20 protein-coding genes are annotated in these 15,723 nt (G+C 42.0%); all 20 read left to right on the top strand.

The window, feature by feature from the left end:
- Position 1 precedes the first annotated feature (1 nt).
- Entirely contained in the window at positions 2–247 is a 246-nt protein-coding gene (locus tag PHI74_06625; GenBank protein MDD5485682.1) for a sulfurtransferase TusA family protein, read from the top strand.
- A 48-nt stretch (positions 248–295) separates the two neighbouring features.
- Positions 296–652 carry a DsrE family protein gene (locus tag PHI74_06620; protein ID MDD5485681.1) on the top strand — a complete coding sequence of 119 codons (357 nt, stop codon included), beginning with the start codon at positions 296–298 and terminating at the stop codon, positions 650–652.
- Positions 653–674: 22 nt separating this feature from the next.
- Positions 675–833 carry a DJ-1/PfpI family protein gene (locus tag PHI74_06615; protein ID MDD5485680.1) on the top strand — a complete coding sequence of 53 codons (159 nt, stop codon included), beginning with the start codon at positions 675–677 and terminating at the stop codon, positions 831–833.
- Between the two features lie 8 nt (positions 834–841).
- Positions 842–1,183, top strand: a complete 342-nt coding sequence (locus tag PHI74_06610) for a DJ-1/PfpI/YhbO family deglycase/protease (protein ID MDD5485679.1) — start codon at positions 842–844, stop codon at positions 1,181–1,183.
- A gap of 22 nt (positions 1,184–1,205) precedes the next feature.
- Complete coding sequence (locus PHI74_06605; protein MDD5485678.1) at positions 1,206–1,616, top strand: class II SORL domain-containing protein; 411 nt, start codon at positions 1,206–1,208, stop codon at positions 1,614–1,616.
- 67 nt (positions 1,617–1,683) lie between these two features.
- Positions 1,684–3,348 carry a 2-oxoacid:acceptor oxidoreductase subunit alpha gene (locus PHI74_06600; GenBank protein MDD5485677.1) on the top strand — a complete coding sequence of 555 codons (1,665 nt, stop codon included), beginning with the start codon at positions 1,684–1,686 and terminating at the stop codon, positions 3,346–3,348.
- Complete coding sequence (locus PHI74_06595; GenBank protein MDD5485676.1) at positions 3,338–4,183, top strand: thiamine pyrophosphate-dependent enzyme; 846 nt, start codon at positions 3,338–3,340, stop codon at positions 4,181–4,183. The genes PHI74_06600 and PHI74_06595 overlap by 11 nt, the downstream gene beginning before the upstream one ends.
- A gap of 20 nt (positions 4,184–4,203) precedes the next feature.
- Positions 4,204–4,419: a ferredoxin gene (locus PHI74_06590; protein MDD5485675.1), complete on the top strand. Its 216-nt coding sequence runs from the start codon at positions 4,204–4,206 to the stop codon at positions 4,417–4,419.
- A 36-nt stretch (positions 4,420–4,455) separates the two neighbouring features.
- A complete protein-coding gene (locus PHI74_06585) occupies positions 4,456–5,664 on the top strand; it encodes a cysteine desulfurase family protein (GenBank protein ID MDD5485674.1) in 1,209 nt (402 codons plus the stop codon).
- Positions 5,665–5,765: 101 nt separating this feature from the next.
- Positions 5,766–6,164, top strand: a complete 399-nt coding sequence (gene nifU / locus PHI74_06580) for a Fe-S cluster assembly scaffold protein NifU (GenBank protein MDD5485673.1) — start codon at positions 5,766–5,768, stop codon at positions 6,162–6,164.
- A gap of 112 nt (positions 6,165–6,276) precedes the next feature.
- Positions 6,277–6,942 (top strand): peroxiredoxin, encoded by a 666-nt coding sequence (locus PHI74_06575; protein ID MDD5485672.1) that lies wholly within the window; start codon positions 6,277–6,279, stop codon positions 6,940–6,942.
- Positions 6,935–7,165 (top strand): winged helix-turn-helix domain-containing protein, encoded by a 231-nt coding sequence (locus PHI74_06570; protein ID MDD5485671.1) that lies wholly within the window; start codon positions 6,935–6,937, stop codon positions 7,163–7,165. Before PHI74_06575 ends, PHI74_06570 begins: the two co-directional genes overlap by 8 nt.
- Positions 7,166–7,579: a desulfoferrodoxin gene (locus PHI74_06565; protein MDD5485670.1), complete on the top strand. Its 414-nt coding sequence runs from the start codon at positions 7,166–7,168 to the stop codon at positions 7,577–7,579. It begins immediately after the preceding gene.
- Positions 7,580–7,819: 240 nt separating this feature from the next.
- Complete coding sequence (gene cas6 / locus PHI74_06560) at positions 7,820–8,566, top strand: CRISPR-associated endoribonuclease Cas6 (protein MDD5485669.1); 747 nt, start codon at positions 7,820–7,822, stop codon at positions 8,564–8,566.
- Between the two features lie 132 nt (positions 8,567–8,698).
- Positions 8,699–9,127 (top strand): nucleotidyltransferase domain-containing protein, encoded by a 429-nt coding sequence (locus tag PHI74_06555; protein MDD5485668.1) that lies wholly within the window; start codon positions 8,699–8,701, stop codon positions 9,125–9,127.
- Positions 9,128–9,135: 8 nt separating this feature from the next.
- Positions 9,136–9,558 (top strand): DUF86 domain-containing protein, encoded by a 423-nt coding sequence (locus tag PHI74_06550; protein ID MDD5485667.1) that lies wholly within the window; start codon positions 9,136–9,138, stop codon positions 9,556–9,558.
- 106 nt (positions 9,559–9,664) lie between these two features.
- Complete coding sequence (locus tag PHI74_06545) at positions 9,665–11,368, top strand: hypothetical protein (GenBank protein ID MDD5485666.1); 1,704 nt, start codon at positions 9,665–9,667, stop codon at positions 11,366–11,368.
- A 1-nt stretch (position 11,369) separates the two neighbouring features.
- Entirely contained in the window at positions 11,370–12,518 is a 1,149-nt protein-coding gene (locus PHI74_06540; protein ID MDD5485665.1) for a DevR family CRISPR-associated autoregulator, read from the top strand.
- A 41-nt stretch (positions 12,519–12,559) separates the two neighbouring features.
- The gene (cas5, locus tag PHI74_06535) at positions 12,560–13,264 is read left to right on the top strand and encodes a CRISPR-associated protein Cas5 (GenBank protein ID MDD5485664.1); all 705 of its coding nucleotides are present in this window, start codon (positions 12,560–12,562) and stop codon (positions 13,262–13,264) included.
- Positions 13,251–15,518, top strand: coding sequence for a CRISPR-associated helicase Cas3' (cas3, locus tag PHI74_06530; GenBank protein MDD5485663.1), 2,268 nt, complete (start codon positions 13,251–13,253; stop codon positions 15,516–15,518). Before cas5 ends, cas3 begins: the two co-directional genes overlap by 14 nt.
- Positions 15,519–15,723 lie beyond the last annotated feature (205 nt).

Raw genomic sequence — 15,723 nt, 5'->3', positions numbered from 1 at the left:
GATGACGTATTCCGATCTTGTGCCAGATAAAGAGCTGGATTGTGTCGGTTTCTACTGCCCTATGCCCATCTCCATGACAAAGGAGGCAATAGAAAACATTGACATAGGGCAGGTGCTGAGGGTGGATGCTGATGATCCTGCAGCTGAAGAGGATATCAAGCGTTGGGCCAAGAGGACCGGACACGATATTCTGAAATTTGAAAAAGAGGGGACAATATTGACATTCTATATAAAAAGGATGAAATGACTTAATTAGGTTAGACATCCCATTCAATGGGAAGGTAGGTGGTTTAAAATGGGAGACTCCATTTTGTATGTGCAAACAAGTGATACCCCGGAAAGGCAGTATGCTCCTTTGGTTTTGGCGCAAACTGCGAAGATGATGGATATTGAAGCAAAAGTGTACTATCTTGGACAAGGCCTTCGTATACTCCGCCTTGGAGCTGCTGAAAAGATTAAACTTGGTAGTTTTCCCAGTGTAGCTGAGATGCTTAAAAAAACCATGGACATGGGGATAGAAATCTATGTTTGTGAGGCATCCAAACAGATGCTTGGCTGGGAAAAGGTTGAATTAATGCAGGGGGTAAAAATCGTCGGCGCAGGCACACTAAATGATTTAGCACTAGATGCTGGTGCAACAATGTGGTTTTAAGATATAAAAAAGAGGAGGGACTTTGAGAAATATTGCAGTAATAATTGACGATATGTTTGAAGACTCTGAGTATACGGAACCTGCATCTGCTTTTACAACGGCAGGCCATAAACTTGCCCATGTTGGTTTGAAAGAAGGGAAAACAGTAAAGGGAAAAAAGAGGGAACAGAGGTTACTATAGATGTAGCTATAAAAGATGTATCTGTTGACAATTTTGATGCATTGTTGATACCTGGTGGTTATTCCCCTGATAAGCTTAGATCTCATGATGAAGCAGTAAGGTTTGTAAAAGATTTTATGTCCAGTGGTAAACCTGTGTTTTCAATTTGTCATGGTCCACAATTGTTGATTACTGCAGATGTTCTTAAGGGTCGTAAGGTAACTGGTTGGAAGTCTATTATTCAGGATATAAAAAATGCAGGTGCAATTTTTATAGACGAGGAAGTTGTGGAAGATGATAATCTAGTTAGTAGTCGCAGTCCTGGTGATCTTCCAGCGTTTATTTATGCAAGTTTAGAGAAATTAAAATAAAAAATTCGGAGGTGGGAAATTTATGGAAACGAAAATGGAAGAAAAAATAGGTGATTTAATACAAGAGGCCGATTGGAAGAAAGAAAAGCATGTTCCAGTTATTGAATGTCCGGATGAAATGGACAAGGATGAAATGTTTGAGGTAAGGGTAGGTCTTGGAAAGGAAATTGCCCATCCTAATACCACTGAGCATCATATAAGATGGATTGATTTATATTTCCATCCGGATGGTGAAAAGTTCCCGTATCAAATTGGTCACTATGAATTCAATGCCCATGGTGAGTCTGTTGAAGGTCCGAATAAGAGCACTATTTATACCCATCACGCTGTAACAACGAGTTTTAAAACCAGTAAACCTGGAACAATACTTGCACTTGCTTTATGCAATATCCATGGTCTCTGGCAGTCATCTAAATCTATTGATGTGAAATAATTTTTTTATATATCATGCATATATGTTTAGCCATCTCAAACTACAAAGATTTGCCAGTTGAAGTGTTATGAAAAAAGACGTTTTCACCTATATTATTGGCGGAAAAGCTGGTCAGGGTACAAAAAAAGCAGGTATTGCGGCAGCTAACTTTTTCACTGATTTGAAACGGGAAGTTTTTCAGATGAATGATTACCCCAGTCTAATTCGTGGTGGTCATAATTTTTCAGCGGTTAGCACTTCTACATCGAAAATTTATAGCCATTATATGAAAGCAGATCTTGTTGTAGCTCTTGATCAACGAAGCTACGATATTCACAAGGGTCATGTCTCTAAAAATGGATTAATGGTTTACAACTCCGATAAATCAAAAGGAGTGGACGTTGGTATTCCTATAAGTTCTGAAGCTAAGAAATATGAGAATTCAGATCTCATTGAGGGTGTTTCTGGTATATCTGTCCTCATTGCAATGGTTGGATTTGACAAGAAGAAATTAGATGAGATCATTAAAAAAGAGTATGGACGTAATGTTGAGGATAACCTCAAGTTTGCTCATGCTATTTTTGATATCGCTACTGAAAAAATAAAAAACAAGGTTGCCTTGAATCAAGGTGATAAAAAATTTGTATTATTGTCAGGTAGTGAAGCTATAGGTTTGGGTGCTGCGGCTGCTGGTCTTGATATCTATTTTGCTTATCCGATGACGCCTTCTACGCCCGTACTTCATTTTTTTGCAGGTAATGGTAAAAAACTTGGTGTTGTATCCGTTCAGCCTGAAAATGAGATAGCAGTTGCTAATATGGCTATTGGTGCAAGTTTTACTGGCGCTCGTAGCATGGTTGGTACCAGTGGCGGCGGTTTTTGCTTGATGCAGGAGGCTTTCTCTCTTGCAGGAATGGTAGAAGCACCGGTGCTGTTCTATGTCGGTCAGCGTCCAGGACCAAGCACAGGTGTGCCAACATATACTGAACAAGGCGAGTTATTGTTCTCTCTTAATCCTGGCCAAGGTGAGTTTCCCCGTATTGTGGCATCTCCTGGTAACATAGAGGAGGCATTCTATTTAACTGCTGAGCTGTTGAATCTGGTATGGCGCTTTCAAACACCAGCAATTTTGTTGTCTGAGAAGCATTTAGGTGAAAGTAGCATGAGTGTTACCCTTCATCCTCACAAAGCTAAGTGGGCTGAACCAGTTCTTCATAAAGGTGGTCAATACAAACGTTATCGTTATACAAAGGATGGTATCTCTCCGTTGTTGTTTCCACCGAGTGATATGTTGATTAAGTGGAATAGTTACGAGCATGATGAACTAGGTTTGACCACAGAAGAAGCTGATTTAGTTGCTAAGATGCATGATAAAAGACTAAGGAAACAGAAAAGCTTGGTTAATCATTTAAAAAAAATGCACACTGTTAATATATTTGGCGAGGCAGAGCCTTTGATTTTCACCTTTGGCTCTACCACGATGAGTGTTTTGGAAGCTTTGGGTTATGGTGATTTAAATATGACAGTAGTTCAGCCCATTTATCTTAAACCATTCCCTGTATGGGAATTAGAGATATTTAAAGGAAAGTCAGCTATTGTTGTGGAGCAGAATAGCACTGGTCAACTTGCATCTTTATTACGGGAAAAAGCTGGTATTGTAGCCGGTGCTTCTATTCTGAAATATGATGGACGTCCGTTTAATCCGATTGATTTAGCAAATAGGATAAAGAAGGTGGTAAAGGTTGAGTGCTGATCTTTCTACTGATGCTGAGATTACCTGGTGTCCTGGTTGTGGGAATTTTGGGATTTTCAATGCATTTAAGAAAGTAGTTAAGAAACTTGAGGACAAAGGAGTAGATCGCAATAAATTGATTATTTCTAGCGGTATTGGCTGCCATGGTAAGATTGTTGATTATATTGGATTAAGTGGTTTGTATTCTATTCATGGTAGGAGTATGGCCACAGTTCAAGGTATAAAACTAGGTAATCCCGATCTTAAGGTGCTAGCTTTTGCCGGGGATGGTGATGCCTATAGTGAGGGTATTGCCCATATGATTTTTGCAGCGAAACGCAATGCAGATATCACAGTGATAGTACATAATAACGGCACATATGCTTTGACTACTGGTCAATTTTCACCGACCAGTAGGAAGGGTTTTAAAGGTCCATCATTACCTGAGGGGAATATTGAAGAGCCGTTAAATCCACTGAGTTTATTGTTGGAGGCTGGCGCTAGTTTTGTCGCCCGGGGGTATGCCGGTAAGATTGATCATCTTTCTGATCTCATTGTTGAGGCAGTATTGCACGAGGGTTTTTCTGTTATTGATGTATTGCAACCAAGTGTTGTATTCAATAATACGTATAAGTTATATAATGAAATAACTGAGATAATTCCTAAGCCCGCGAAGAGTTTTGAGGAAGCAGTCAAGCTTGCAAAAGAAATGAGAGATCGTATGGCTATAGGTGTTTTTTATAAGGTTAATAAACCCGTTTTTCACCAGGAGTTGATGGGCAATTGGAATCCGATTAGAGATAAGCTTGGAAGAAAAGAGAGATTGAAAAAAGTTGAAGAGTTTTTTCAACAATAAAAATAGGGAGGCATAAAGATATGAAAATCAGTATAGACCAAGAAGAATGTATAGAATGTGGAGCATGCGAAGATGCATGTTCAGAGGTATTTGTTTTGGAAAGTGGTGAAAAAGCAAGTATTGTAAAAAAATATCAGACTAGAGGTCCTGCTGAAGGAGAAGTCGGTGATGATTTAAGCAGTTGTGTGCAGGAAGCTGCTGATGGTTGTCCTGCTGATGCGATAAACGTAACATAGGTATAGGTAGAGGGAACAAAAAGTAGTGCAGGAGCCTTGAATGATCTGGCACCGGATGCCGGTGCAGCAATGTGGTTTTGGGGGCAGTCAATGGGAAAGATATATTTGGACCACGCATCATCGATGCCTGTTGATCCAAGGGTATTGGATTTTGTTACGTCTAATCTTAAAAGTGGCTTTGGAAATCCCTCATCCCTTCATTCAATGGGATTAGAGGCGAAAAGAGTTATCGAAGATGCCAGAGAAAAAGTTGCAAGACTCATAAATGCAGAGAATGAGGACTGTATCATCTTTACAAGTGGGGCGACAGAATCCAACAACCTGGCTATTAAGGGAACGGCGCTTAGGAACATGGGCAAAGGTAAAAAGGTTGCTGCAAGCGCCATAGAGCACATATCAGTCCTTAACTCCATGAAAGAACTTCTGAAAAGTGGCTTTGAGCTGGGCATCATACCTGTTGACTCAACTGGAGTGGTTGATATTGAGATACTCAATGATGTTTTGACCGAGGATACTCCGTTAACTTCGATAATGTATGCAAATAACGAAATAGGAACCATAGAGCCTATCAGGGAGCTAAGTGGGATAGTACATGAAAAGGGTTTATATCTGCATGTGGATGCAACCGCTGCTGCAGGTCGTATACCAATAGATGTACAAAAGGATGGGATAGATCTTTTGACACTATCCTCTAACGATATGTACGGACCTCAGGGTGCAGGTGCATTGTATATAAAGCCAGGTGTAAAGCTTCAACCAATTCTTCTTGGCGGTGGGCAGGAGAGGGGTCTTAGGTCTGGGACAGAGAACCTATTCGCAATTCTGGGAATGGGGGAAGCGGCAAAAATAATGAAGAGTGAAATGAAACAGGAAAGTGAGAGACTCAAGGAAATCAGGGATAAACTTATCGAGGAGATACTAAAGGTCGAGGAAGCGTATCTTACTGGTCATCCCAGCCAGAGACTCCCTCACCATGCCAGTTTCAGGTTCAGTCGTATAGAGGGCGAAAGCATACTATTGAATATGGATATGAAATACAACATACAGGTATCAACTGGGTCAGCGTGCAGCTCCAAAACGCTGGAGCCATCACACGTCCTATTGGCGATTGGTTTGAAACACGAAGAGGCCCACGGATCAATGGTCTTAACCCTTGGACGATCAAATAATATCGGAGAAATACCTCTGGTTACAAGAGCTGTAAAGGAGACGGTTGAAAGGTTGAGAGGAATTTCACCTCTATAAAGTAAAGAACCTCTATAAAGTAAAGAACCCCTATAAAGTAAAGAACCCCTATAAAGTAAAGAACCCCTATAAAATAAAGAGGATCGTGGGAGGTAGTTTGTATGGCACAGATAGGTTATAGTGAAAAAGTACTGGATCATTTCACAAATCCGAGGAATGTGGGCATTATAGAAGCCCCAGATGGCTATGGGAAGGTAGGAAACCCCGTCTGCGGAGACCTTATGGAGATTTTTATTAAAGTGAAAGATGACATCATTACAGATATTAAGTTCAGAACATTCGGATGCGGCTCTGCCATTGCAACAAGCAGCATGGTTACTGAAATGGCTAAGGGTATACATGTAGATGAAGCCCTGAAAATAACCCGCAATGACGTGGCCGATGAGCTTGAGGGTTTGCCGCCCAAGAAGATGCATTGTTCCAACTTGGCATCCGATGCACTTCACGAAGCTATTAAGGATTATAAGGGAAAAACGGAAGATCAGGGTAAAAATAAATGAGTAAATAAATGGGACAAATGCCTTAAAGAATAATTGTTGTCATGAATGCCATACTACAGATAATGTTTTATTTTATGAAATAGTAGGAATTAAAGAGAGGTGATATGATAATATGAATATGGAGAGGGAGCAGGAGTCAGAAAGTGTTAGACTACCCAGATTGGGTGAAAAAGCGCCGGAGTTTGAGGCAGTAACAACACAAGGTAAGCTGAAACTCTCCGATTTTAAGGGAAGCTGGCTCATACTGTTTTCACATCCAGCCGACTTCACGCCCGTATGCACGACAGAGTTCATAGGATTCGCAGAGATCTTTGATGAGTTGCAGTCGCGCAATGTCCAGCTTATGGGATTGAGCATAGACAGCGTTTATTCCCACATATCTTGGGTCAGAAACATTGAGGAGAAGTTCGGTGTAAAGATACCATTTCCAGTGATTGCAGACCTGAATAAAGAGGTGGCAAGCCTTTATGGCATGGTAATGCCAGGAGAGAGCAAGACAGAAACGTCAAGATGCGTCTTTGTGATCGACCCGGACGGAATCCTTAGAGCGATGATATACTATCCACTGACGACGGGCAGGAACATGGACGAGATATTGAGAATCATAGATGCACTACAAACAACAGATAAACATCATGTGGCCACTCCAGCTAACTGGAGACCAGGTGAGCCAGTAATAGTTCCAACACCACCGACTCAGGAGGCTGCTGAAGAAAGACTAAAGCAGGGATTCGATTGTAAAGACTGGTATTTCTGCAAGAAGAAGTTGGATGAGTGATAAGATGGCATGCATTAGTCCAGATGGTAAACCTACTGCATTAGGAGAGAAGATTTTAGAGGCAGCGAAAGACCCTCGCACACCAGAGGAGATAGCGAGCACGCTTAAACTCCCACTTTTCAGGGTGAGAAGTGGATTAAGGGATCTGGTGGAAGCGGGATACTTGAAAGAAGAGCACGGAAAATATATGATAACGGAAAAAGGGCTTAAAGCTTTGGAATGATTGGGGGCAAGGGGTGAAAAAGGAGGACTTAAAACGACCAAAAGATTGCAGGTTTATAGGTGCAATGTTTGTGGGAATATTGTAGAAGTATTGTATGCAGGAGTGGGACAACTGGTGTGTTGCGGGCAACCGATGGAGCTGCTTGAAGAAAAGACAGAAGATGTTGGGAAGGAAAAGCATGTTCCGGTAATAGAAAGAACAAAAGACGGAGTTAAAGTTAAAATAGGCTCAGTGCCTCACCCGATGGAAAAAAGCCATCATATAGGGTGGATACAGGTAATTGCCGATGGAAAAGCCTACCGTCATTTCTTGACATTCAACGATCTTCCAGAAGCGACCTTTGTTGTCAAAGCTGACAAAATAACAGCCAGAGAATGCTGTACTATACATGGATTATGGATAAGTAAAGATTAGGTCAATTGAGCCATATCTAATATTTTCCACCTTTCCTAGATGCATGTAAAGTAGCGGAGCATGGTTACCGTCGTTGATGTGGAAGATGCGTGGCAATTGGGTATACGATCTGGCGTTTAATGGTCTTTGAAAGTTTCATCTTGCTACCAGTAATTCTGGTATGTGGACGGAAGGGACCGAGCAAAATCGGAACTCTTAAGGAATCCTCTTTCGTAGTAGAATCGGGTCTGACCCAACTGCATGCGCGCCAAAATATTCGTAAGAAAGATCTCAAGAGGATCGCTTCCTTTTGATTATCAATATGCCCTAGCCTCGATGCTATATGGGAAGCTGGCACTAGGAAACATTAGGCTAGCGAATGAATCTCACTCCCATCAGGGCTTCAAGTTCTACAATTTTTCAAATCTGGTTATCCAAGATCGCAAGCCATCGCGCAAAGGATTGGCATTTGAGGATGCTTATTTCATTCTTACCTCTCCAGATGTCGAGTTTGTGAGAAGTTTTGCCGAAGGCCTTTTGCAGGAGCCTGATTTCCGCCTTTATGACCAGAAGTTCATCGTGAACAGGATCGAAATCCTGGAGCAGATGAGCCTCAAAAGCCCTTCCACCTTCAGAGCGATAAGCCCGATATTCGTGAAAACGCTGAGAGAGGAGAACGGCGAGCTTAAGGAATGGGACCTCTACCCGACAGACGGCAAATTTCATGAGAATATCCATAAAAATCTGGTGGAGCGCTATACCGAATATAATAGATCACCCCCAGAAAAAGATCACTTTCACCTCACCAGAGTAAGGTATTTTAAGGGAAAGCGCATTCTGATAGGCAGTGGCGAAAATGCCACGCCCAGAAGATGCAGTCTGATTACTTTTGATCTGGAAGCAAGTCCCGAGTTGCTGAACTTCGCATACGACGCCGGCATAGGAGAAAAGAATGCGATGGGTTTTGGATGTTTGGAGGTCTTGAGGAGAAACGATGATGACGAGTGAGCCGAAACTCTAAAACCAGACGAATGCGACCTTCCTTATCTATGATGGGAAAAGGGGCTTATCAATGGGGTTTGCGATAAGATAAGAACGGAGAAATTAAGGTCACGTTGAAAAAGAGGAGATCTGATTGTCGTGTCCAAGGGAGCTATATTAGAGAAAATTAAAGGGCTATTTAACGCTCGCTCATGCGTTGAACTTGCGTATCTGTTCGGCTCTATGGCCCGGGGGGAGAGGGGGAAGTTGAGCGATGTAGATGTAGGAGTATATCTCAATGATGCTTTGGTCAAAGAGGAGAGGGATGAAGAGATGCTGAACATCCTCAGCGAGATAGTCTCGCTATTAAAAACGGATAAAGTGGATGTGGTGGTAATGAATGATGCACCCGTTTCCCTCAATTACGAGATAATAAAATGCAACGCCCCCCTCTTTGTAAGGGAAGGAGGGAAAAAAATTGACGTCGAGCAAAGGATTTTATCCGGATATCTGGACAGGAAATATCATGAAAAGATGGCCTCTGACATATTCCTGAAAAAGGTGATGGAGGAAGGCATCACCTATTAGGTGAGCTTATGGATGAAAAGGAAAAAATATCCCTCAAGTTACGGTCGATGAAAAAGTATGTGGATTTTTTATCGTCAAAAAGAAACGTGTCAAGGGAAGAACTGGAAGAAAATTATGAGTTAAGAAGTGCCATCGAAAGGAACTTCCAGTTGGCGATAGAGTCAACGCTTGATATAGGTGAGGTCATCATCTCTGTCGAGGGGTTTGAAAAGCCAGAGGATTACAAGAGCGTGATATTGATCCTTGGAAAGCACGCTATTTTGCCCAAGGATTTCGCCGAAGAATTTGCATTAGCGGCCGGCTTTAGAAATGTCCTGGTCCACATGTATGAAGAGGTGGATATGGGCATTCTCCAGGATTTCCTGCACAACAGGCTGGATGATTTTGACACGTTTGCGAAGCTCATGGTCGAATACGTCAGGTCGAGGTAAATGCAAATGATATCTAAACAGGGGTCGTAGATGGAAGCGCTTAAAGAGCGGACAATTGAAATGACGATTTATCGTGATTTATGGATGGATACAAGGAGGTCGTAGAGTGAAAAATTACATTTATCGAGTTACTGGCAATCCATTTGTAGATACTGGGCAAGCCGTTATCGCTCATTTGGCAGGCAAGGAGCCATTTACTCAGATTGACCATGGTGATGTGAAGCGGGTATTTGGATCGGGCGATGATTTAGCAGATTGGAATTCTAGATTAAAATCTTTTACAATGGTATTTGGCAATAATGGTCCTTTGTATCAACCGAGAGGGGAAAAATATGAGGAATTTCGTAAAAGAAAATATATTTCAATTTTATCGGGACTACTAGCTCAGATAGAAAATGCAAATCCTAATTTAGGGATGTGTGAATGCTGTGGTGAGTTTCCTGCATGTGATCTCAATGCCGCATATGAACAGGTAGATGACGATAGAGAGAGCGACCACGCCATTGGAAGAGACTTTTTTCCACTTATTGGAACTCTTGGTAGCGATGCTCAGGCACTGCCATCGTCTTCGAGAATGTTTAATGTCTGTCCAAGATGCCTTTTCGCTGTGAATTACATTCCAATCGGTACCAGACTATTAAATGGCAAACTGATGGTGTTCGAGGGTGCGCATCAGCCGTTCGTTCAGGATATTATCGCGTCGATCGTTAATGAGAATCGTAGATTATTGTCAGTCGGCGGAGAGAAGGTAGAAACCATCGGTAAAAAACGACCGAGCGGCGAAACTGTGGAATGGCTGTGTTATAGATTTAGAGAAATCCAGCGGGCACAAAAGAGAGAAGAACTGCCAAAAAATGCGGAACTTGACATATGGCTCTTCAGTAACTCCGGAACCAGCCCGAGCTGCGATATAATGCAGATACCAGATGCAGCAGTCCGGTTCATCTGGGATGCAGCGAGATATGGACTGGATAGCGAGATTGCATCACTAACAATGGCTGATAAATTTATTATGAATCCAGATAAACATTTATTGAATTCAATTCGCAACAAAACAGATTATATTGGACTATACCCACGAAAGAAATATGATGGTACTTCTGTTAAGATGTTCGCATTCTATCAAACTCGACTTCTCGGTGTACCACATAAAACTCTCGTTGCATCACAAAAACTAGCTAAAGGTCTTCTGCTAGATAATACAAAGGAACAAAAGGCGTGGATTAAGTCAGATGTATTCAAAGATACTAAAAAGCGTAACATTCTGAAGGGTAAAATTGTTGAGATGGTAGAGGGAGGCGAGTTATCAATCGCTGATTACCTTTACATCTTTCCGGTGGAGTCACTATTTCCGCTACTGGTTAGTTACAAAGGGTTCAATATAATCACGTATTTCCTTCGTCATTTAGGTGATGAAATTCCAAATTATGAATACAACAAATATATAGAAGGCGAGTCTATGAAAATGAATCCGAAGATACTGGAAGCCGCACGTCTATACTTCAACGACTACGTTGAAGATCGTGGATTGAAGCGTTTCAAAAAGGATGTCCTTGATGAATTCAAGAGGGGCACAAAAAACGTTTATTGGATTGAAAATGTGATGTGTAACCTGTCCGAACGTCACGAAGGATTCGGACCAGACGATTGGGATATATTCTGGCATGATTTATGCCATGATGAGTATGGGAATTTTGTTGGATATGAGCTTCTATTTCAGATGAGATTGGCTCTGGCTGACCTGTATCGTAGGAAGCTACAGGAGAATATACTGACAAATCCTAAAAATAATCAAACTGGAGGGAATTAAAATGTTAGAAAAGAAACAAACCAAAGAAATGAGTCACATAGTCGGAACATTCCTTGTTTCGGCTAATGGGGCATTCCTGAACGGTGCCGGCATAGATACATCTGGTGAAGATCGAACCAGCGTTATACCCAAGCAGTTCTCCAATGGAAAGTACCGAGTGCCGTATGTATCAGCGCAGGCATGGCGTCGCTGGTTGAGGGACACGTTAATCGAAGAAACTGAGTGGCCAAAGAGTACATTGCATGCCATCAAGCAGAGCGAGAGGGGGACTACCAGTAAGATAGCAGGAGAGCTGAATCCGATCGACTATCCTGAGGACGATCTATTTGGATATATGAGGTCTGAGGAAGGACAAGGGCGTACCAAAAAGGCAGAAGAAGAATCTAGTGGTGAAGAAGAATCTAGTGGTGAAGAAACTCAACAAAGAATTAAAGTTAAGGCACTGATCAGAGCGTCTCCATTTATGTCCTCGATTCTAGTATCACTGCGGAAATTTGGATGGAAAGGAAAGGATGAGGGTTTCGTTCATTTAGAGGAGGGGACACCTGTTCCATATTCTACGGTCTTCTATAACACCAATCTACAGGCTATATTTGGATTGGATATGACACGTGCTGGAGTTTTTCGTAACGTTGGTGACCGCATAGAATTGCGTGAAGAACTCATCAAGCCTGGGACTGAGTCTGGTAAACTGAAAGAGCGAGAGAAGGATATTTACGAACTCTCAGATAGTAATGCTGCGAAAATTCGCGCAGGAGAGCTTTTACATGCTATTTCAATTCTGCGAGGTGGTGCCAAACAGGCAGCGTTTGCAACAGACGTATCTCCAAAAGTACTAATTCTTGCTGGGCTTGATTGTGGCAATCTGATACTCAACAATATATTCGAAGACAACCCAGATCAAGCATCACATGATGGACCAAACATAAAAGTAGAGACGCTCAAGGAGATCGCAGCAGACTATGCAGATCGATTGGTTACTCCTATTTATATCGGAATTAGAAAAGGCTATCTTAATCTCGAAAACGAGAAAACGATACGTACACTCGCCAATGGCGATTCAAGATTTGTTGTTGATACACCGATCAACATAACAAAAGCGTTTGTTTCCAAGCATCTTGGATATGATCGAGACAAAACGGCGCAGTGAATGTAAACAAACCGACATAACACGACAGAGGGGGGTTTCAGATGGATAAACTAATCCATGCTACAATCAGGGGGATTACAGCAACGTTTAGGATCCCTCTTATCGTGAGCGGTAAATCTCTCTGTGCCCCAGTACCGTCATACTCTACACTGCTTGGATTTATCGGATGTTGTGCAGGAAGAGAAGTTTATCCCGATGAGGTTAGGATAGGCTTTGAGTATCGTTTTGGTGAAGGTACTTCTGGTGCCGGATTGGGTGTGGACATGGAGACAACCCACCGATTTGAACTTAAAGATGATAGGTTGCGACCCCACCCCAAAGGAACATCCATAAGATTCTATGAATTCCATGCGTACCCAGTTTTAGAATTATATTTAGATAATATGGATTTCTTTGATATTCTCATGCAACCTGCTGGGATTCCAACCTTCGGAAGATCACAGGATTTAGCATGGATCGAGAGGGTTGAAAAGGTAGATGTGGAGCAAAAGCCATCTGGTAAGGTCTGTACAACACTCATGCCATTTCCACAAGAGGCCGTGGGTGGTAGGATGCTAAGACTTCCGGAATTCTTTGACAACAAAAAAACTGGAGTGACAAGAGACCCCATGAATATTCGATTATTTCAAGTTATTCCCACAGGCTCGATCATTGTGAATCCGAATTTATATCACGTAAAAACCGACGAGGACGATGATCACGTTATATATCTCCACAAGTGGGCAGGAATTGATGGCAAAGAGTGATGGAAAAACAACACTCTTTAATCATCTGCTGGATTGTGCAAAAGTAGCATCTTCAATTGCCGATGGTGCGCCATTTGATAGTGGATACCGCGAGAAATTGAAGAAGGATCTGCTCTTCTGTGCTATTGTGCATGATGTTGGCAAATCAGCGAGTGGTTTTCAGGATGTTATGTATAAGCAAGCAAAGAACTGGTCTGGCAGGCGTCATGAAATTCTATCCACTGCTTTTGCTGCGACATTTTATAACGTGAAAGAAGAACTGTTATTTGCGGTTTTAACCCATCACAGAAATATTTTACCAGACGCTGCGACAATTAATGAGAAAACGTTACCTGAACACCAGATGCTGTTCAAGGGAGATTTAGACAATATCCAGCCAGTGTATGAAGATATGCGAGGTGAATGGTATGAACGATCCAAAGACCTTCTGAATGTGTGGAACAGAGTGTGCCGGGAAACAAAGCATCGGGAATGGGAACTGGATAAAGTTCCCGATATCGCAGATATAGGGCTATCGTATGAGTGGTTATCCCGCTCGACAAGAAATGGGCAACCTGCAAAAATACCAGAGTATAAACGGAGATATGCTGCACTATTACGGGGTGCACTGACCAGTTCAGATCATCTATCATCTGCTAATGAAACGAGTCCCCCGCTACCAGTTGCATTAAGGAATTTTCAGGTTTTCAGAGAGGATGAATCGCCCCGTCCATTTCAGTTAGTTTCTGGAGCTGTTCGCGGTGATGCTATTCTGAGAGCGCCCACCGGTTCTGGAAAAACAAAAGCTTCCCTTTTATGGGCAGCTGGCAATCAAATTGAAAATGGACGTCTATTCTATGTACTGCCATATACGGCAAGCATAAACGCAATGTTTAGCACATTACGGACTATATATGGTCAAAGAAACGTGGGGCTTCTCCATCACAAAAATGTGGCGTATCTGTATAAACTTCAGGAAGACACATCACAGGATGGTGGCAAGGCAAAGCTTCTGGCAGACCTTGCGCGGGAGATGTACTATCCGATCCGAACATGCACACCACATCAAATTCTACGCAGTGCATTACGCGGGCGTGGTTGGGAGCAATCCTTGATAGAATTTCCAGGAGCATGCTTTATTTTTGATGAGATTCATGCTTATGAGCCGAGAATCATAGGACTCATATTCGCGATGATTCAATGGCTAAACCCTCTAGGCGCAAAGTTTCTATTCGCATCAGCAACAATGCCAGAGTTTCTTCAAGAACTTATCAAAGAGCATTTACCCACCGATCTGACAATAATCGAACCAGATCCGACGAAGCCAATGGACAACGAAGTCATCATCAAAAAGCGGCATATACTTGAGATATGGCCCGGAAATGCTTTAGAACAACTCGATACTTTTATGGAACGTTTTCCAGACAAAAGATTATTAATCATCTGCAATCATGTTTCGACTGCACAAAGTGTCTATGAATACGTTGTCAATAGAATCCATGAAGGAAGATACCATATTGAGATGCCAGTATTAATTCATTCACGTTTTACTCAGGGAGATCGAAGCAATCTTGAGGATAAGATCTTAAGTCGGCAACCAAGAATCCTCATTGCTACTCAAGTGGTCGAGGTCAGTTTGAATTTAGATTATGATGCCTGCCTAAGCGAACCAGCCCCGATCGATGCATTAATTCAGCGGTTCGGGCGTGTGAACCGATATGGTAAACGAGATCCTGAAACTGTAGTTGTATTGAGGGAGCAAGTAAATAAAATAAATATTTATCCGAAATCAATTGTTGAAAAGACCCTCCAATATATAGAACCGCTACAAGATGCTGTGTTGACAGAAAAAGATCTCATTGATGTAGCAGACATGGTTTATGCTGATGGGTATGAAAGAAAGGAAAGTGAGGAGTTTGAACGCGCTTTAAACTATCCAGAACTGAAGGATTTTGATAAACACGCGATTGCTGGAGTCTACCGTAACTGGGTAGAGGATGTTATAGAAGGGACTGACCAGTTAATCGAGGTTTTGCCTGAGATGTATTATGATAAATATATAAAGTTGCATAAGGATAAGCAATGGATTGAAGCTGGCCTACTCCTCGTCCCATTACGTGTAACACAATTCAACATGTTGATTTCTAGGGGGTATGTCAGACCTATTTCTGAAGATGAGAATGTATTTACAATCATTACTCCATATAATCCGCTAACAGGTCTTCAGATAACTAATCTTCCGCAGAAAACGAATGAAGATGCCGTGTTTATTTGATATTGTTTACCCATAACTGCCAGTAAATTGCATCACCTTACATTCTCACAAACTATCTTTATCCTCCAGCAACCCCTGCTAGTTCTCCCCCTATTCACCCCCACGCTTCATCTATTCTCATGCCTCCCTCATCGTCGCCAAATTTTGTACCTCTCCTTCCCACCATTATGTGGGAAAATTTAAATAGGCGCATTTGACATAGGAA

Source organism: Methanocellales archaeon (genome assembly GCA_028715985.1).
GTDB lineage: Archaea > Halobacteriota > UBA148 > UBA148 > UBA148 > UBA148.
Note: the sequence above shows the minus strand (reverse complement) of the source record. Positions and strands in the feature narration are given on the sequence as shown.